The organism is Streptomyces atratus (assembly GCF_040655115.1).
Lineage (GTDB): Bacteria > Actinomycetota > Actinomycetes > Streptomycetales > Streptomycetaceae > Streptomyces > Streptomyces atratus_D.
On the sequence record NZ_JBFAJH010000010.1, the window covers coordinates 35,728 to 53,638 of the forward strand.

The 17,911-nt window shown below is 70.6% G+C and carries 14 protein-coding genes, 1 tRNA gene, 1 other RNA gene and 2 pseudogenes; 5 read left to right on the top strand and 13 right to left on the bottom strand.

Annotation, left to right across the window (positions count from 1 at the left end):
- Window positions 1-60 precede the first annotated feature (60 nt).
- The 8 genes from AB0I23_RS14345 to ffs form a co-directional block, all read right to left on the bottom strand.
- Window positions 61-357, bottom strand: a complete 297-nt coding sequence (locus AB0I23_RS14345; protein ID WP_359109510.1) for a hypothetical protein — start codon at window positions 355-357, stop codon at window positions 61-63.
- Between the two features lie 221 nt (window positions 358-578).
- A complete protein-coding gene (locus AB0I23_RS14350; RefSeq protein WP_359109651.1) occupies window positions 579-1,817 on the bottom strand; it encodes an IS701 family transposase in 1,239 nt (412 codons plus the stop codon).
- 156 nt (window positions 1,818-1,973) lie between these two features.
- Window positions 1,974-2,366, bottom strand: a complete 393-nt coding sequence (locus tag AB0I23_RS14355; protein ID WP_327242194.1) for a hypothetical protein — start codon at window positions 2,364-2,366, stop codon at window positions 1,974-1,976.
- A 241-nt stretch (window positions 2,367-2,607) separates the two neighbouring features.
- Complete coding sequence (locus AB0I23_RS14360) at window positions 2,608-4,071, bottom strand: N,N-dimethylformamidase beta subunit family domain-containing protein (protein ID WP_359109511.1); 1,464 nt, start codon at window positions 4,069-4,071, stop codon at window positions 2,608-2,610.
- A 187-nt stretch (window positions 4,072-4,258) separates the two neighbouring features.
- Complete coding sequence (locus AB0I23_RS14365; protein ID WP_359109512.1) at window positions 4,259-6,028, bottom strand: hypothetical protein; 1,770 nt, start codon at window positions 6,026-6,028, stop codon at window positions 4,259-4,261.
- 280 nt (window positions 6,029-6,308) lie between these two features.
- The gene (purD, locus tag AB0I23_RS14370) at window positions 6,309-7,559 is read right to left on the bottom strand and encodes a phosphoribosylamine--glycine ligase (RefSeq protein ID WP_359109513.1); all 1,251 of its coding nucleotides are present in this window, start codon (window positions 7,557-7,559) and stop codon (window positions 6,309-6,311) included.
- An 82-nt stretch (window positions 7,560-7,641) separates the two neighbouring features.
- Window positions 7,642-9,819 (bottom strand): DNA polymerase III subunit gamma and tau, encoded by a 2,178-nt coding sequence (locus tag AB0I23_RS14375; RefSeq protein ID WP_359109514.1) that lies wholly within the window; start codon window positions 9,817-9,819, stop codon window positions 7,642-7,644.
- 116 nt (window positions 9,820-9,935) lie between these two features.
- Window positions 9,936-10,030: signal recognition particle sRNA small type (gene ffs / locus AB0I23_RS14380), an RNA gene on the bottom strand.
- A 110-nt stretch (window positions 10,031-10,140) separates the two neighbouring features.
- On the opposite strand from ffs, the gene AB0I23_RS14385 reads away from it, so the two are divergent.
- Window positions 10,141-10,228: transfer RNA gene (locus tag AB0I23_RS14385), tRNA-Ser, on the top strand.
- A gap of 83 nt (window positions 10,229-10,311) precedes the next feature.
- Here AB0I23_RS14385 and AB0I23_RS14390 read toward each other — a convergent pair.
- Window positions 10,312-10,980: pseudogene (locus AB0I23_RS14390) on the bottom strand (tyrosine-type recombinase/integrase); the annotation flags it as partial.
- A gap of 58 nt (window positions 10,981-11,038) precedes the next feature.
- Here AB0I23_RS14390 and AB0I23_RS14395 point away from each other — a divergent pair.
- Window positions 11,039-11,254 (top strand): hypothetical protein, encoded by a 216-nt coding sequence (locus AB0I23_RS14395; RefSeq protein ID WP_359109515.1) that lies wholly within the window; start codon window positions 11,039-11,041, stop codon window positions 11,252-11,254.
- Window positions 11,255-11,405: 151 nt separating this feature from the next.
- Here AB0I23_RS14395 and AB0I23_RS14400 read toward each other — a convergent pair whose 3' ends face one another.
- A complete protein-coding gene (locus tag AB0I23_RS14400) occupies window positions 11,406-11,891 on the bottom strand; it encodes a hypothetical protein (RefSeq protein WP_359109516.1) in 486 nt (161 codons plus the stop codon).
- Window positions 11,888-12,214 (bottom strand): hypothetical protein, encoded by a 327-nt coding sequence (locus tag AB0I23_RS14405; RefSeq protein ID WP_359109517.1) that lies wholly within the window; start codon window positions 12,212-12,214, stop codon window positions 11,888-11,890. The genes AB0I23_RS14400 and AB0I23_RS14405 overlap by 4 nt, the downstream gene beginning before the upstream one ends.
- 588 nt (window positions 12,215-12,802) lie before the next feature.
- On the opposite strand from AB0I23_RS14405, the gene AB0I23_RS14410 reads away from it, so the two are divergent.
- From AB0I23_RS14410 to AB0I23_RS14420, 3 genes and pseudogenes are all read left to right on the top strand, one after another.
- Window positions 12,803-16,237, top strand: coding sequence for a hypothetical protein (locus AB0I23_RS14410; protein ID WP_359109518.1), 3,435 nt, complete (start codon window positions 12,803-12,805; stop codon window positions 16,235-16,237).
- A 261-nt stretch (window positions 16,238-16,498) separates the two neighbouring features.
- Window positions 16,499-16,750, top strand: a complete 252-nt coding sequence (locus AB0I23_RS14415; protein ID WP_359109519.1) for a hypothetical protein — start codon at window positions 16,499-16,501, stop codon at window positions 16,748-16,750.
- A 39-nt stretch (window positions 16,751-16,789) separates the two neighbouring features.
- A pseudogene (locus tag AB0I23_RS14420) lies at window positions 16,790-17,038 on the top strand (plasmid pRiA4b ORF-3 family protein); the annotation flags it as partial.
- A 60-nt stretch (window positions 17,039-17,098) separates the two neighbouring features.
- Here AB0I23_RS14420 and AB0I23_RS14425 read toward each other — a convergent pair.
- Together AB0I23_RS14425 and AB0I23_RS14430 are read right to left on the bottom strand one after the other, a co-directional pair.
- Complete coding sequence (locus AB0I23_RS14425; RefSeq protein WP_359109520.1) at window positions 17,099-17,512, bottom strand: DNA-binding protein; 414 nt, start codon at window positions 17,510-17,512, stop codon at window positions 17,099-17,101.
- Window positions 17,494-17,778, bottom strand: a complete 285-nt coding sequence (locus AB0I23_RS14430) for a hypothetical protein (protein ID WP_283457299.1) — start codon at window positions 17,776-17,778, stop codon at window positions 17,494-17,496. Before AB0I23_RS14430 ends, AB0I23_RS14425 begins: the two co-directional genes overlap by 19 nt.
- Window positions 17,779-17,911 lie beyond the last annotated feature (133 nt).

Sequence of the window (17,911 nt, forward strand, 5' to 3'; positions counted from 1 at the left end):
ACAACGCGAGGGCCAGCAACGCTGTCGGCCCGACGATGCGTGAAAATTTCCTCACTGCTTTCAGCACCCGGTCTTCCGGAACGAGGAGAACTCGTTGTTGTTGTCGTAGAAGCTGAGGTAATTGAACTTCCTGTCGGCGAAGCAGATCTTGCCGCCGTATCCGTCGGGACGGGTACCGTTCAGGTCGTAGTGGCCGTAGATGTAACCGGTGGGCTGCTGGTGGTTGGATACGCAGATGTTTCCGGCATCCGAGCAGTCACCTTCTCCGTCCCCTTGAGCGGTCGCGGTCGCCACCGGCTCTACCGACAGCGCGACCACTGGGGTGGCACGGGTGAAAGCGGATCTCTTGAACCCCATTGCTTTGTGTTCCTTGCTGAACAGCCTGGCGGCAGGCTCAATTTCAGGAATGAAACAGGCAAAAACACCAGGGAACTCCCCCTGGACGACCACAGGCCCGTGCATACGTCGCAACAGGCCCCAGCCGTAAGGAAGTTACACGCGAGCTGCATACCCGACAAGATCGGATGAAGGATATGTGGAGATCTATGAACTAGTACTCCAGCCGTAGATCGTGATTTTCATGTCTGGTGCGCGGCTTGTCGGCGGTAATGGCTGGCCTGGGCTCGGGCTTGGTGGCGGCGTCGCCAGGCGGACCAGCCGAGCCGGTGGGCTGCGTCGTGCACGGGCTGGACGACGAGCGTGGTGAACAGTCGCTGGATTTCGTTGCAGGTGAGCGGGATCAGCCTGTCCGGGGCGGGATGGTGGGCGTGTTCGTCGGCGCGGACGACGGCGAGGAAGGCGTGGGCGAGCATGGCCAGGGTGACCCAGCGCGACCAGGAGGTGAAGCGGCGGACCTGGTGCTCGTCCAGTCCGGCCAGGCCCTTTCCGGACTGGAAGGTCTCCTCCACCCGCCATCTTGACCCGGCGACGCGGACCAGCGTGGCCAGGGGCGCCGGGGTGGGCGAGAAGCAGCGGTAGTAGGCCAGTTCACCGGTGGTGCGGTTGCGGCGGATCAGCAGCTGGTGGCTGCCAGGGCGGGGTTCGGCCAGGTCGATGACGGCCCAGTCGTAGAAGCGCTGCCCCTTGGCGCCTGCCCCCGCCGACAGCTTCTGCCAGACCCGGTTGGGCACCTTCGCGGCCAGCACGTCCGCGCGGAACTTTCCAGCACCGGTAGTGACTTCGGCCGAGCAGGCGACGGCGAGCACGTAACCGACACCGCGCTCTTCCAGCGGGGAGCGCAGCTTCGGGTTGCCGCCGTAGACCTCGTCCCCCGCGACCCAGCCCACGCGGTGCCCGGCGTCAAGGAACCGGCCGATCATGCGGGCGGCCAGCTCCGGCTTGGTGGCGAAGACGGTGTCCTCACCCAGTCCGGCTGCCCGGCAGCGGTCCGGGTCGCACGTCCACGAGCGCGGGATGTACAGCTCACGGTCCACCGCCGCGTGTCCGCGGCGGCCTGCGTAGACGAGGTAGACGGCGACCTGGGCGTTTTCGATCCTCCCGGCGGTGCCGGTGTATTGGCGCTGGACACCGACGGTGTGCGTGCCCTTCTTCACGTCCCCGGTCTCGTCGACCACCAGCACCGCGTCCTCGTCGCGCAGGTGCTCCAGCACGTACTCCCGCACATCATCGCGCACTACGTCGGCATCCCACCTGGCACGGCCAAGCAAGTGCTGCATGCCGTCCGGGGTGGCCTCCCCGACCCACTCGGCGATGCTCCAGCAGTTCTTACGTGGCAGGTCCGACAGCAGCCCCAGCACCAAGTCCCGTACCCGACGCCGTGGCTCCACTCGCGCGAACCGGCCCGCTATCCGGCCCATCAGAACTTCGAACGCCTCCTGCCAACGGGCAGGATCTACGCTGTGCCCCGCGGCCACCGCCTGATCATCTGTCTTCACACGCCGATGATCACCGGTGGCCGCACCAGTCTGCGGTCCACTCAGCTTCGAGCGTTCACGTTGGCGTGGAGGTCTTGCTCATCCTCTACGCCCGCGCCTTCGTGCGCCCGACCGCCAAAGAATCAACGGCATTCCCACGGCGAATGCCGCCTCGACTGCCGCCAGAATCAAGAATCCTTGGGCGGTGCCCGCGGACAAGGTGATCCCCAAGGCAACCACAGCACCGGCAGAGATCCCCAACGACGGCCGCCAGTCGTCGGTACGGATCACCGTCCAGCCCAGCGCGACCAGCGAAACAGCCGTGATGACGCAGACGGCAAAATGCCAGCCGTAGCCGTCCGGCACGCCACACACCCGACTTCGGCCGCTGAACCCCCAGTCGCACCCGCCCTCGACAAGCCCGGTCAGCCCCCAGCCGAACGCGATAGCCATGCACAGCCCATAGAGGGCTCCCCACCCTTTGCTGTTCATGCCCGGATCCTACGGGCGGCCTTCCCGGCGGACACGCCCCTGCACTTGGGCACGGCCTCAGGACCCATGCCCGGACCACCAGCGGCGCACGGTGCTCCACGTCCAGATCCACGTCCCCGAGTGCCGGCCGCCGCATTACTGCCGCCACCAGCCGCCGCATCTGCGACTGAGCACGGGACCGCCAACTGAAGCGTCCAGTACACCAACGGGCAAGATCACTATCTACGGCTGGAGTACTAAGTCAGTCGCGTTTGCAGATGCGGTCGAGGAGATTGGCAGTGGCGCGCTGGATACGGGTGTCCACGTGGCCGGGGCGGTCCAGGGCCGGGGACCAGGCGAAGGTGCCGGAGGCGAAGACGAGGGCGCCGGACGGGGCGCGGTAGAGGGACGTCTCCTGGTGGCGCGTCGCACCCTCGCTGTCCCGGTACGGGGAGTGGGCGAGCAGAATGCGACTGTCGTGCTCCGGGAGGGCGGTGCGCGGGAAGTAGCGGTCGGCCTCGCCGGCGACCAGTCCGTCGATCTCGTCGCCCTCGCCCGCCCCGGTCGCGTCCCAGAGCCAGTGCTCCGCGTTCCGCACGACCAGGGGGTGGGGGTCGGGAACCCGGCCCGCGTACTGGATGCCGAGGAGCTGCTGCTCGGCCCGGTTGACCTCGCGCCAGAGCGCGGGCCTGCCAGGGCCGCGGCGTTTGCGGCAGGTGAGCAGGCGATCCGGGACACCGGACGGTGACGGGGAGAGGCTGACCTGCCAGTACATGGAATTGGCGGAGAGGAAGACGAGTGAGGTGCCGCCGTCGCGCGCCGCTTCCACGGTGCGGCGCATCGGGACCGACCAGTACTCGTCGTGGCCCGGGAAGACCAGGCCCCGGTAGCGGCCGGCATCGATCCGGCCGGCGTGCAGATCGCGGGTGTCGGCGTACCCGATGTCGTAGCCGTACCGCTCGGCCCAGCGGATGAAGTCGTAGGCATGACCGACGTGGAGGGGCAGCCCCGCACCCGCGTACGGGCGGTCGAAGGAGACGGTGACCGCCGCGTCCTCCTCGCCGAGCAGCCGGCCATGCTCGTCCCACGCGTGGTAGAGGCTGGCGCCGGTGCGGCCGTCCTCGGGGTAGAGGTTGTACGCCTGCCAGGTGATGTCCGGCAGGACGAGCAGCAGATCGGCCGGGTGGTCGTCGCGGACCGTGAACGGGATGTGGGAGCGGTGGCCGTCGACCGTGGTGAGCACGGCGACGTAGGCGCCGATCGACCAGTAGGTGGGGATCTGCAGCCGCCAGGACTGCCACCAGTGGTGGCAGGAGACCGTGCGGTCGGCGGCGAGCGGGGCGGGCTGGACGATGCCGGAGAGCCGCGGGCTCGTGGTGATCTTGGCGGCGCCGTCGCCCCCGTAATGACCGATCCGGTAGATGTCCACGGTGAACTGCTGCGGCGGGTCCACGGTGATGTGGAAGTCGATCGCCTCACCGGGCGCCGCGGCGCCGGTCGAGGTGAAACCCTTGATCTGGCGGTGGACGTCGTCGGCGGTACGGGTGCCTCCGCCGGTGGAGCCGCGGGCCAGGGTGGGATCGGCGTACCAGGGGACGACCTGGCCGGTGTCGTCGAAGTAGTTCGCGCTGCCGCGGAGCCAGGGCAGGGGGCCCTGGCCGAACGGGTCGGAGACGGCATGCGCGAGGGCACCTGATTCCCATCGGCGAATCTGCTCCGCCCCCATGGCGCTTCCCTCCCTCAAGTCCCCCGGGACAACAGTGGTGCGTCGACTGTCAGCGTCGATCCCCAGCACATCACATAACGCATGCACTCCGTCACCGTTCGTCGCGAATTGGTGGGAACGGAGCACTGACTTCCGGATCGTGCGGCCGACCAGTCAACGACCCACGGGTACGGAGTACACCCGTGGGTCAGACGAGGCGGACGGGTTTGTCGGTGCGGACGCCCACCGAGGCGAGCCACGAACGCAGCGGTCCGGCGTCGCCGTCCTCGACCAGGCTGAGGACCGGGCTGCCCAGATCGGCCCGGCGCTCGCCGTCGACCAGCAGCGCGGGTCCGTCGAGCCAGTCCAGGCCGGGCGCCGCACCTGCCGTGTCCACGGCGGCGCAGCAGACCATCGCCGCGACATGGTCGGCGAGCAGCTCCGCACCCGTACGGGGCGGCTGGAGCGGGAAGAGCGGCAGCGGGTCGGGTCCCCAGAAGCCCGGGGCATCGCCGCCGAAGGCACTGCAGGCACCGGAGACACCGGCTGCCGGGGAGCCCGGCGGGAGCTGCGGGGCCGCGGCCTCCTCACGGGCCACCGCGGCACTGATCCCGGCGGCGAGCTCCTCGCTGCGGCCGCTCCGGCCGGCCAGATGCTCGACGACCCGGGCCAGTGTGGGCACCGGGACATCCACGGGATCGGCGCCGTGCGATCCGGGCGTCGTGTGGGCCCCGGCCTCCTCGGCGGCCACCGGTGCATGCCGTACGCCCAGTGCGTCCAGGACGCGGTGCAGACGGGCCGCTTCGGTGCGCCACTTCCGGTCGACGACCTCTTCCGGATACTGCTGCCAGTCGACCGGGGCCCAGTCGGGACCGGTCTCCGCCGGGCCGCCGTGGAAGAGCCTGGCGGCCAGCAGGGAAGCGGCTTCGTCGGCCGCTCCGGGCTCCTCCAGGAGGTCGCAGGCGGGACGCTCACCGAGCCGGGAGGTGAAGCCCTCGGCGAGCCGGTCGCGCCGGGAGAGCTCGGTGAGAGCGGAGACGACGCCGGCGTCGAGCCCGGACGGCCAGCGGCCCATCCGCCAGGCGGGCAGCGCGACCCGGGTGAGCAGCCGGTCCCAGCCCGCGTAGGCGAGACCGACCTGCTCCTGGGCGACGATCCGCAGCCCGTAGTCCACAGCCTGTGCACGCTCGGACGCGGCAGTGGCGACAGCCCGCTCCATCGCTGCGGCATGGCCACGACAGGTGCGGAGCAGCAGCCGCGCGATCCAGCCGACAAAGCGGCGCGGCACCTTGCGCAACGTCGCGAGCGGTCCGGGCACGGGAGTGTCCGCGTCGGCGACCGCGCCGTCCAGTCCCCGTACGAAACGGCGGGCGGCGGCTATGTCGGGATGCGCGGAGGGACCCGTGCCCGCGACGACCGGGGCGAGCACCGCCCGTAGCTCCGCGACCCGCATCCACCACAGGAACGGCGAACCGATGACGAGCACGGGCGCCGCCTGCACGCCATGACGGCGGCCGCCGGAGACGGCGGGCCGGCCCGCGGAGCCCCCAGCGGGCTGCGCGGCCGGGTGGGTGCGGTCCTCCAGCCAACTGTCGCAGTCGGGCGTGAGAGCTATGGCCGACGGCGCGGGGACGCCGAGCCGGTCGGCGAGATCCCGGACCAGCCGGTAGAGATCGGGGGCGGCCTGCTCGCTGAGCGGGACCGTCGGACTGACCGCGGGTCTCGCCCGTACGATCGCGACCGAGACCGCGGCGGCGCCCAGCAGCACAAGCGCCGCGCAGGCCGTCACGGCCCAGCGCACGGCGTCCCAGCCACCACCGCCGATACGGCCTTGCGCACCCGCGACGAGCAGCACGACGGCGACCGCCGCAGGCAGCAGGGCTGCCGCTGCTGCCCTGCTGCGGATGCGCAGCAGGGCAAGAGCTCGGGCGCGCGCAGCCTGCGCGCCCAGCTCCTCACCAGTACCGGTACCGGACACGGCTGGACGTCACCCCCTCTGCCCCCGCGGCGGTATTGCTCACTCCCCCACTGTGGCACCCGTCACAGACATCGCAATGCCGGTGGGCCAAGTGCCGGAACGCCTGCGCCGCACCCTAGTTGGGGCCTCGGCGGGCGTCACCCGGATAGCTCAGCCGTCACTCGATGGAATGGCTTTGGGCAAAGGTGCTGACGCGCCGGTCCCCATAGGGCATGGGCGTGACAACGCCCCCTCGGGTCCGAGACCCGAGGGGGCGAAGTGGAGGTACCGGAGCGGCCGATCAGGCTTCGGCGGCCTTTCGGGCGATGTCCCTACGGAACTGCGAGCCGTCGAGCCGGATCCGGGCGGCCGCCGTGTAGGCGCGCTCCCGAGCGATGGCGAGGTCCTCGCCCGTCGCGGTCACGGACAGCACACGGCCGCCCGCGCTGACGACCCTGTCGCCGTCCCGCCTGGTCCCGGCGTGCAGGACGTACGCGTGCGGAGCGTCCTGCGCCGCAACGTCGTCGAGGCCGCCGATCGGGTCACCCGTCCTCGGCGTGTCCGGGTAGTTGTGCGAGGCGATGACCACGGTGACCGCGGCGTCGTCGCGCCACCTGAGCGGGGGCAGCTCGTCGAGGGTGCCGTTGGCGGAGCCCAGCAGAACACCGGCCAGCGGGGTCTTCAGCCGGGCCAGGACCACCTGGGTCTCCGGGTCGCCGAAGCGGGCGTTGAACTCGATGACCCGGACGCCCCGCGAAGTGATCGCGAGACCCGCGTACAGCAGCCCGGAGAAGGGGGTGCCACGGCGGCGGAGCTCGTCGACGGTCGGCTGCAGGACCGACTGCATGACCTCCTCGACCAGCTTGGGGTCGGCCCACGGCAACGGGGAGTACGCGCCCATGCCGCCGGTGTTCGGGCCCTCGTCGCCGTCGAGAGCCCGCTTGAAGTCCTGGGCGGGCTGCAGCGGCAGCACGGTGGTGCCGTCCGTGATCGCGAAGAGACTCACCTCGGGGCCGTCGAGGAACTCCTCGATGACCACGCGGTCGCAGGCCAGCGCGTGGGCACGGGCCGCCTGGACATCGTCCGTGACGACGACGCCCTTGCCCGCGGCGAGTCCGTCGTCCTTGACGACGTACGGGGCGCCGAAGGCGTCCAGGGCCGCGTCGATCTCGGCGGGGGTGGTGCAGACATAGCTCCGGGCGGTGGGGACACCGGCCCCGGCCATCACGTCCTTGGCGAACGCCTTGGAACCCTCCAGCCGGGCCGCCTCACCGGAGGGGCCGAAGCAGGGGATGCCCGCGGCGCGAACGGCGTCGGCGACCCCGGCGACAAGCGGTGCCTCCGGGCCGACGACCACCAGCCCGGCGCCCAGTTCGGTGGCGAGGCGCGCGACGGCGGCGCCGTCGAGGGCGTCGACCGGGTGCAGTTCGGCCACGTCTGCGATGCCGGCGTTGCCGGGAGCGCAGTACAGAGCGGTGACGTCGGGGTCGAGGGAGAGAGAGCGGCACAGGGCGTGTTCGCGGGCGCCGCCGCCGATGACGAGGACCTTCACGGGGTGCAGCCTAGCCGCCGGGACCCGGCTACCTTGACGGGCGCCGCTCCGTGGACACTCCCGTGGAGCGGCTTCCGGCCCGCTACTCGTTGGTGAACTCCTCGACGACCGTGGCGCCCAGCTCCCGGACGATCAGGTCGTGGCCGGAGAGGGCGGAGTCGACCAGGTCCGGGTCGTCCGCCTCGGGGGTGTCGTCCTCGGGCGCGACCGACCGCGGCGGCTCAGGGGCGTTGCGCGGCTGGGGTGCGGGCGCCGCCACGGCGGGCGCGGGACCGGTGCCCGGCTGCTGGTGCGGGGCCGGCGCGGGCGCGGGCCGGGACTCGTACTGCTGCGGTGCGGGCGCGGCCGGACGCTGCGGTGCGACCGGGGCGGAGGGCCGACCGCCGCCGGTCTGCGGGGGCTGCCCCGCACCGCCCGACGGGTCGACGATCGCCTCGACCTTCCACTGCATGTTGAACTGCTCGGCGAGTGCCTGCTTCAGCACGTCCTCGCTGCCGCTGCTCGCAAAGTTGTCGCGGGCGCCCGCGTTGAGGAAGCCGATCTGCAAGGTGGCGCCGTCGAACCCGGTGACCTGCGCGTTCTGGCTGAGCAGGATCCAGGTGAACCGGCGCCGGTTCTTCACGGCCTCCAGGATGCCGGGCCACATGTTCCGCACCTGTGCGGCGCCCTGAGCCATCCCCGGACTCGGCTCGGCCGCACCGGGAGCGGGCACAGAGGCAGGCCCGGGAGCGGGGGCCGCGGGCGTGACGGGGGCGGGGGCCTGCCCGGGGGCGGAGGCGGTCGGCCATCCCCCGGGACGGCGTCCCGGCTCCGGCGCGGCCGCGGCGGGCCAGGCCCCGGGACGCTGACCGCCCGCGGGAGCCTCGGCGGGCGGCTGCGGTGCGGGGGCGGCGGGTGCCACATACGGAACAGACTGCACCGGCTGCGCAGGCGCGGCGGGTGCCGCGGGCACGGGCGCGGCCTCGGGTACGTCACCCCGCCCCACGGCCCGCGCCGCGGCGACCCCGCCACCCGGCGGAACCATGGCCACGGGCGCGTGCGCCTCAGCCTCCCGCCCCGGCATGTACCCCACGGCCGGCCCGGCCCCGGCCGTCGCGAACGCAGCACCGCGCTCCAGCCGGTCCAGCCGGGCCTGCAGCGAACGCTCGTCGTCGAAGGCGGCGGGCAGCAGCACCCGGGCGCAGATCAGCTCGACCTGGAGACGCGGCGAGGTGGCCCCGCGCATCTCCGTCAGCCCTTCGTTGACGAGGTCGGCGGCGCGGCTCAGCTCTGCGGCGCCGAAGACGGACGCCTGGGCCTGCATCCGCTCGACCACGTCGGCGGGTGCGTCGATCAGCCCCTTCTCCCCGGCGTCCGGCACGGCGGCGAGGATCACCAGGTCGCGCAGCCGCTCCAGGAGGTCGGCGACGAAGCGCCGCGGGTCGTTGCCGCCCTCGATCACCCGGTCCACGACCTCGAAGGCCGCGGCCCCGTCGCCCGCCGCGAACGCGTCCACGATGGAGTCGAGCAGCGAGCCGTCCGTATAACCGAGCAGCGAGGTCGCCATGGCATATGTCACACCGTCGTCGCCCGCGCCGGCCAGCAACTGGTCCATGACGGACATCGAGTCACGCACGGAACCGGCGCCGGCCCGCACGACCAGCGGCAGGACGCCGTCCTCGACGTAGCTGTTCTCCTTGCCGCAGACCTCGGCGAGATATTCGCGCAGCGTCCCCGGCGGTACGAGGCGGAACGGGTAGTGGTGCGTACGCGACCGGATCGTGCCGATGACCTTCTCGGGCTCGGTGGTCGCGAAGATGAACTTGAGATGCTCCGGCGGCTCCTCGACCACCTTCAGCAGGGCGTTGAACCCCGCCGAGGTGACCATGTGCGCCTCGTCGATGATGTAGATCTTGTAACGACTCGACGCGGGCCCGAAGAACGCCTTCTCCCGCAGATCACGGGCGTCGTCCACACCACCGTGCGATGCGGCGTCGATCTCGATGACATCGATCGACCCAGGCCCGTTGCGCGCGAGGTCCCGGCAGGACTGGCACTCCCCGCACGGCGTCGGCGTGGGGCCCTGCTCACAGTTCAGACAGCGCGCGAGGATCCGCGCGCTGGTCGTCTTCCCGCAACCGCGCGGACCGCTGAACAGGTACGCGTGATTGACCCGGTTGTTCCGCAGGGCCTGCTGCAGCGGGTCAGTGACATGCTCCTGCCCGATGACCTCGGCGAACGACTCGGGGCGATAGCGGCGGTACAGCGCAAGGGACGACACACATACGAGGTTATCGGGGCGGACCGACAACCGGCCCCGGACCGGGGACACCACCGGGGAAGGAGCAGTCACAGAGGGTCGGAAGCCGTGGGAAGCGACGCCACGCGCCCGAACACGCAAGGGCCCCCCACGCACCCGCCAGAGCCAACCTACCCTTGCTGCCTTCCGGCCCTGGGGGAGTTCAGTCAGATAGCGCCACGTGAGGGGCTGACGCCCACCTTAGCCGATCCCCACCCGGTCGAGTCCACCCGTCCGCCCTCCCGGCCCTTCCCCGGGGAACGGGTTCGCGAGCACTCCTCAACGTCTTGTATTGTTTGCCGCGGAGGATTCGCCTAGTGGCCTAGGGCGCACGCTTGGAAAGCGTGTTGGGGGCAACCCCTCACGAGTTCGAATCTCGTATCCTCCGCCATTGCTCTCACCGGGCAATACGTTGAAGGGCCCCACCGTTCGCGGTGGGGCCCTTCGACGTTGTCTCAGGCCTCGTTGTCCTGTGTCTTTGTCCACAAGGGCTGTTTCCGGGGCACCCCAGATCGCGGCGCCGATCTTTCGGGCCACCTCCTTCAACAGGTGATCGGGGACGTGGAGGTACCGCGCCCGCATGCGGGCGGCCCCGCCCGGTTCCCATCCCATGATCTGGTCGATGACCCGGTCCGGTACGCCCAGCAGCATGAGGACCGTTCCGGCGGTGTGCCGGGCATCGTGCAGCCGGCCATCCCGGACCGCCGCGTCATCCAGGAGTCGCTTCCAGTCGTGGTAGTCCGTGTTCGGACTCAGCGGTCCGCCCGTGAGCTTGGTGAAGACGTAGTCCGATTCAGTCCACAGGTTCCCGGCGGTTTCACGCTCCCGGGCCTGGGCCTCCTTGTGCGAGCGCAGCGTCAGGACCAGCGGGCCCGGCAGAGGTACAGCACGGCGACCGGCTCGGGACTTGGTGTTCTTAGTCTCGCGCCGTACCTGAACGCGGTCGGGGCAGTACCCGGCCTTCCGACCGCACGGTGATACCTCCGCGCACCCGTGCTCGTACTTGGGTCGTAGCCGGTTCCGCCGCAGCTTCAGGTACTCGTTATCCAAGTCCACGTCGGCCCACCGAAGTCCGAGCGTCTCGCCCTGCCGGAGTCCGAGCGCCAGCGCCAGCATCCAGCGGGCGCTGTTCCGGCGTTTGTTTGGGCGACACCGGCTGAGGGGTACGCTCGTCGGCTGGGCGCAGGGGGGGGAGCAGGTGGTGTCGCAGGGGCGGGATCGGTCCTTTCTCGACAGCAACGGCTGGACGGTGGTGCGGCTCGTCGCGGCTGTGTGGGGAGCTGCCAGTAGCAGCAGTGCGGCGTGGGTGCGTGTGGTGTGGCTGGTGATCGGCGCTGGGACCGCCTGGGACCTGGTGCGGGATCTGGTCAGGCGACGTCGGCAGCGCGGGGCCGGGGTCGCCGACGTCCGTGACTGACATCGCGGACCACCGCGGGAAGGGAGAGGGCTGCAACACCACCGCACCGGACCGGAAGTAGCGCCATCCCTCGGACACTCGGGGAAACCGGCCGGGGCCTTCTGCGTTCCTCCGTACCCTCGCACCGGGGACACGACCGCCGACCGACTCCTCAGATCTGCACCACGTGCACGTCCTTGGCGTCCAGTGCCTTCAGATAGGCATCGAGGTCGGCCGGATCGCTGGTGAAGACCACGGCACTGCCGTGTCGGGCCGCCGTCAGAGCCACCAGGGCATCCACGGCGTCCGGCCGCTTCTTCGGGGGCAGCTCTGCCGCACCGAGGGCGCTTCCGATGCGCTGCCATTCGGTGATGTCCGGGCCGGTGGCGCACATGATGCAGGCCGTCTGCCCCACGCTGGTGGGGCGCATGGCTGGGGCCGAACTACGAGCCTGCGGCACCGTGCAGTCCTTCATCACCCCGGCCAGGGCATGCACCGTGGCGGGGCTGGGCCGCCAGACTTGTGCCAGTACCGGTCCGAGCACGAGCGCCCGATGCGGCGTGTCCTGGAGGCCGGCGTGCAGACGAACGGCCTTCGCCTTGCGATCCGCGAGCGCAATCAGCATGCCGGTGTCGTAGACCGGCACCCGGGCAGTCACGCCGCGTTACCGGATCGGGTAGCAGGACCGTCTGCGCCATAGACGAGCCCCATGGCCTCCTGCACCTCCTGCCGCTCCTGCTCCGTGAGATCGTCGTCGGCGACTTCAGCCAGCGGTGCCAGTGCGGCAGCCTCGGCCTCAGCTGCCGCGATCACCGCGTCGAGTCGGGCGAACTGCGCCTCGGCCGCTTCCGCCTCGGCCATCTGCCGGGTCGCAGCGTTGACGAGATAAGCGGAAACATCCATGCCGGCCCGCTCCGCGTGAGTCCGGATGCGCTCGGCATGATCACTGTCCAGGCTGATGCTGATCCTCGTCTTCGGCATACCAGAAGTGTATGACGCGTATTACGACCCCGCCAAGCGTCCATCCCGGGCCTTGGCATCGGCGAGCAGCCAACATCTGTGCAAACTGCCACCGTATGATCCACCGCCGTGCTCCCTGGCCGGCGCCGAAGGAGGAAAACCCTCATTCGCGCAGGTCACACGCGAGATCGCGGCGGAACGGTCGGTGATTCCCAAGCTCAGAGCGCGGGTTCGATTCCCGTCACCCGCTCCAACAAGGAAGCCCCGGCCATCGGCCCGGGGCTTCTTTGTTGCCCGGGACCGGTCCAGGCGCCTCGTATCGCAACAGGGCGTGCGTACTCCTACGTGCGTGACAACTGGCGCCCTGTTACGGCCGGGTGCAGGACGCCACACCAACGCACCGTTCACCGGCACCCATTGGGCCGTCGAGTCACCGTAGCCGGTGACCTCCGGCCACGGATTGGTCGGCCTACGCCATGTGTCATACAACCATCTGGGCCTCTTGGCGGTCATGCACCCCGATACTTGTGATCTCCTGGGGGTTTCATGTCGTACCGCCCGCGTGCGGAAGGCAGATCCGGAACCGGATGGCCGCACGCCACCGCTCTGATGGCCACGCTGGCCATCCTGCTCTCGCTGCTGGTGCCGGTCGGCGTCGGCACCGCGTGGGCCGCCGGAACCGAGGAATGCGCACCTCTCCCGCTCGCCTCCATCGGCGGCACCGGGGAGGAGGCCATGGGCAAGGCGACGGTTCCGGCCCATGGGTCCGTCTGCTTCACCGTAGATGTCCAGCAGCCCGGTATGCACCGCGTCCTCACCGGCAACGACCTGCTGTACGCGCACGTCTACGACGGTGCGCAGGAAGTCCAGTGCGAGGACCAGACGGTCTCGTACTACAGCGGCTGGTGCGACCTGCCCCGGGCGGGCGCGTACACGATCCGGATCCCCAACTACTGGGACGAGGACCAGGCGAACACCCTCGCCGTCGTGCCCCTCGGCGCCGCCACCGCCGAGTGCGCCGGGGAAGCGATCCACACGCTCTTCACCTCGCCCGACGTCACCGGTACCGTTCCCGACCCGTTCACGGTCCGGTGCCACGGCCTCGTGGCCAGGGCCGGTGAGCGGATCCGCCTCGATCCGCAGACGTACGACACGGCCGTCGAAGCGTGGATCACCGACGAGAGCGGCGCCCCGCTCTGCCCGGCCTTCAGCGGGGACGACAATCCGGGCTGCGTCCTGCGCGGTGACGGCCCGTACCGGGTGCTGGTGCGTGTCGCGAAGTCGCCGCGGGGCTACCCCGCCGCGTACGCCCGCGGGGCGCGCAGGCTGTCGGACCCGGTCGGCTGCGCCACCGTGCCCGTCAACGCCTACGGTTCCGCTGCGACCGTCGTGGACCCGGCCGTCGACTGCAAGGTCTTCAGGGCCTCGACGGCCGGCCGCTACAACGTGTACGGCGTGGGGCCGAACGGCTACCGGTCCGGCATGCTCCTGTACGACAGCGCCGGGCGCACGGTCTGCCGGGGGAACACCTGCACCGTTCCGGCCGACGGCGACTACACGATCCTGACCGACGAGGCGACGCTCGTCCTCGACCGGAGGTCCACCGCCGGCTGCCGGCCCGCGCGCCTCGGCGTCAACGACGGAGCGTGGGTCTCGGGCGCCGCGGTGGACTGCCTGACACTGCCTCTGCCCCAGGGCGCCCGCATGGCCGCTCTCACGGCGTACACCGGTTTCGCGTCGACCCCGGACGTCACCGTCGTCAACGCCGACGGCGACACCCTGTGCTCCGGCTCCAGCCTCGCGTGCACCCTCACCGGACCGGCCCCGTACCGCGCCCTCGTGTCCCACGGCAGCGGCAACACGGGAAGCAAGACGTACCGCGTCGCGTTCCACCGTACGGACCCGGCCGGGAGCGGCTGCCAGGTCTTCCCCGCGGGTGACTTCACCGCCGCGACCGCGTCCGCGCGGCTGCGCACGGGCGCCGGCGCCGACGGGTTCTCGTACTGCCTGGCCATCCCCGCGGACGGGCACAGCGCCGTCGAGAACTTCCAGATGCGGACCGTCGCCGAAACGAACGGCGCCATGTTCTGGGTCCTCGACGCCGCGGGCAAGGAGGCCTGCTCCATGAACGCTTCGGCCGCTTCGGCCCCCGCGACCTGGACCACTTGCCGCCTCACCCCCGGGGCCGCGTACACCGCGCTCTTCCGGGGCCGTGACGCCACCGCCGAACACACCCTGGTCCGCCGTGACGTCACCGGGAACGCCAAGGGCTGCACGCCCACTCCGGCGACCACCGTCAACGGCCCCGCGACGCCGGGCGTCCCCGGGGAGCCGGGCACCCTGGTGTGCCACCAGGTCACCACGGCCGGCCCGGCCGACGTCCTGCACCTCGATGTGCGCGACGCGCTCGGCACCACCAACATCCTGGCGCACGGCGCCGACGGCGCCGTCACCACGTGCGCCAACCGGAACAGGAGCTGCGCGGTCACCGGCTCAACCCGGTACCAGGTGCTGCTGACCGTCCCGTCGTCCCTGAAGGCCGCCGACTCGTACCGGCTCGACGCCCTGCGCATCGCCACGGCCGCCGGCCCGTCGCCGGAGTGCGTGAAGGTCCCGAACATCACGTACGGATACGGGCCGTTCACCGGCACGCTGGACGAGCAGCACACGGCGTTCTGCGCCCAGCTGCCCACCTCGTACCGCGACGCCTTCGACGTCAAGGTGAGCGACACGAACGGCGCGACCACTACCGCCGTGCCCGCCCTGTACGAGACCGACCTGGACAACGCCTGCTTCGCCGCGTCCGGCGGCGAGAGCCGCTGCAGTCTGAACGGGTCGTACAGCACCCAGGTCGTCCCGTCCCTCTTCGTCCTCGGCCTGCCCGAGAAGGCGTCCCGGACGTCCTACAAGGCGGAGCTGGTCTGCTCGACGACCTGTGGCACCGAGAAGCACAGTGTCACCGGCGTCACCCCGACCACGGGCGTCACCGGCACCAAGGTGACCGTCAACGTGTCGGGCTCGGCCCTGCACGAGGGCGACAAGGTCCGGATCAGCTCCGGCGGCACGACGATCGAGTCGACCACCGTCTCGGTGGCGCCCGACCGCCGGACCCTCACGGCCACGCTCGACCTGACGAACGCGGCCACGGGCTCGTGGGCGCTCAGCGTCATCACGACCAACGGATGGCAGTACTCCAGCGGTCAGTTCACGGTCACCGCCCCCCAGCCGCCGGCCAACACCGCCGCCCCCACCATCGCGGGCACGGTCCGGGTCGGTACCGGTCTGGTCGCCCGGACCGGCACGTGGACGCCGACGCCGACGTCGTACACCTATCAGTGGAGGCTCGACGGCGTCGCCATCGCGGGCGCCACCGCCTCCTCGTACGTCCCGACCGCCGCCCAGCTCGGCAAGAAGCTGTCGGTCGCCGTCACCGCGCACCTCACCGGGGCCCCGTCCCGCACCGCGACCTCGGCGGCCACCACGGTCGCCCTGGGCGTCGCGCCGAAGGCCACGACACCGCCGGCGCTCGGCGCGACCCCCCGGGTCGGCACCCGGGTGTACGCCAAGGCCGGCGTCTGGACGCCGACGCCGACGTCGTACACCTACCAGTGGAGGCTCGACGGCGTCGCCATCGCGGGCGCCACCGCCTCCTCGTACGTCCCGACGGCCTCCCAGCTCGGCAAGAAGCTGTCGGTCACGGTGAAGGCCAACCGCACCGGCCACGCGAGCGGCACGGCCGGGACGACGGCGATCGCCGTGGCCCGTGGTGTCGCCCCGAAGGCGACCACACTGCCGTCGGTCTCCGGCACGGCGAAGGTGGGCCGCACGCTCACCGCGAACCGCGGCACGTGGACGCCCACGCCGACGTCGTACCGCTACCAGTGGTACGCCAACGGCAAGGCCGTCACGGGCGCGACGAAGTCCACGTTCGTCCTCACCCGGGCGCAGCGCAGTCTGCGGATCACCGTCAAGGTGACCGCCCTCCGCACGGGCCACTCCAGCGGCTACGCGTACAGCAAAGCGACGGCCGTGGTCGTCGCCTGACGCACGGGCGATGAGCGCGACCAGGGCCCCGGGCGCGGGCGATCGTGCCCGGGGCCTTTCCCGTTCCCGTGTTCACGTAAGTGACGACGGAGCCGTCCGCCGGCTGGAAGAGGTCTTCACGCTGTATAGGGGCTGCGGGGCGTGCGGGGCCGCCGCGAAGCCCGGCGGAGCGTGCGCACACGCCGACATGCGCGTGGTCCAGGGCCCATACGGTGAGAGGGCAATCCGCCGACGCACCGGGTTCCCCCGTCAAGGGCGACGATGTCGAAGTTCGCCAGGACGGTGACCCGTCGGCGCACCCGGCTTCGCTTGCAGCGGCTGTACGCGACCACCGTCCCGGTACCACTCAGTGACCTGTACGAGGTGGTGTGGCAGGCGGTCAGCCCGCTGTACGTGCTCGACAACCTGTCCCCCGACCGTCTGGAGCATCTGCGTACCGCCAACGACCACGACATCCAACGGGTCCTGAAGGCCCTGGTCTCCCTGGGCGCTGCCCATCTCACCGATGAATGATCCGAGTTGACGGCGGACGGCCGTACCGAGACGGCCCGGATGCGCGGCGAGCCCGGCGACGCGGTGTTGCGGATCCTCGTCGAGCTCGCCGACGTGGACGACCCCCGGGTCTGGCGGCAACTGCTGGTGCCCGCCGCAATCCGCCTGGACCGGCTTCACTCCGTGATCCAGGCCCCGATGGGCTGGCAGAACTGCCATATGCACGCGTTCACCATCGACGGCGTCCAGTACGGCCGTTCCGGCGGCGAACTCGGACTCCGCGACGAGCGCACCGCCACACTGGCCGCCCTGCTCAAACCGGGCGCCCAGCCGACCTTCAGTCCCCGGCGTTCGGGTCCTGGGCGTCGACTACACGGCGACCAGGCGCACTCTGTCGCCGCAGAGCTTCGTCATGTCGTCGATGTCCGAGGTGAGCATGACGACCGGGCGGCGCTGACGCAGCGCCGTCTCGGCCACGGCAGCGTCGATGGCGTATTTGTGACCATGCAGCCCAGCGTTGATCAGCATGGCTGAGGCGGCCTTGGCCTCCTCGTCGCCGATGTGCACGATTCGCACGCCGGACAGGACCCAGGCGAGCCGCGCCTTGTCTGTCCGGCGATGCACCGCTTCGATGATGGTGAGTGCGCTGATGACCACCTCCATGCCCCGCTTGCGGGCTTCGGCGATGAGGGCGACGACGGGCTCGTGATCACTGACGAACTTCGACAGGCCCTCGCAGTCGAGAACGAGGGCGCCTTCGTGGCTCAGCTTGCGGCGGGCCACTGCCCCTCCTCGGCGAACACCTCGTCGAAAACCCGGCGTGCCCGCTCCTGCTCGTGCTCGGAGATCGACCCCTGCCGGCGTTCGTAGTCGGCCAGGTACTCATCCAAGATCTGACCGCGCAGCTCGCGCTCCACCGCTTCGGTGATGAACGCGGAGAACTCACGCTTGCCAACCCGTCGGCGAATCGCCTCCGCCGTCCCCTCGGGGAGGGAGAGACTGACCCTGGTGGCCGGTCCTTCACCGACGCTGTAAGGAATTTCGCTCATGGAACCGACATTATCAAACAAGTAGGAATTTTGCCGCGCAGCATCCGCCGAACAAGGCGAGCCACCCATCCGGCACCTCGTGGTCTCAGTTCTGGTCTCATTCGCCTGCATTCAGCCGCGTCCGGACGCCGCT

What these genes read in the sequence shown, in the direction of transcription:
- AB0I23_RS14415 (WP_359109519.1), top strand. Translation starts at nt 16,499, where the DNA reads ATGTCGAAGTTCGCCAGGACGGTGACCCGTCGGCGCACCCGGCTTCGC.
- AB0I23_RS14360 (WP_359109511.1), bottom strand. Translation starts at nt 4,071, where the DNA reads ATGGGGGCGGAGCAGATTCGCCGATGGGAATCAGGTGCCCTCGCGCAT.
- AB0I23_RS14405 (WP_359109517.1), bottom strand. Translation starts at nt 12,214, where the DNA reads ATGCCGAAGACGAGGATCAGCATCAGCCTGGACAGTGATCATGCCGAG.
- AB0I23_RS14345 (WP_359109510.1), bottom strand. Translation starts at nt 357, where the DNA reads ATGGGGTTCAAGAGATCCGCTTTCACCCGTGCCACCCCAGTGGTCGCG.
- AB0I23_RS14410 (WP_359109518.1), top strand. Translation starts at nt 12,803, where the DNA reads ATGGCCACGCTGGCCATCCTGCTCTCGCTGCTGGTGCCGGTCGGCGTC.
- AB0I23_RS14350 (WP_359109651.1), bottom strand. Translation starts at nt 1,817, where the DNA reads ATGGGCCGGATAGCGGGCCGGTTCGCGCGAGTGGAGCCACGGCGTCGG.
- AB0I23_RS14355 (WP_327242194.1), bottom strand. Translation starts at nt 2,366, where the DNA reads ATGAACAGCAAAGGGTGGGGAGCCCTCTATGGGCTGTGCATGGCTATC.
- AB0I23_RS14430 (WP_283457299.1), bottom strand. Translation starts at nt 17,778, where the DNA reads ATGAGCGAAATTCCTTACAGCGTCGGTGAAGGACCGGCCACCAGGGTC.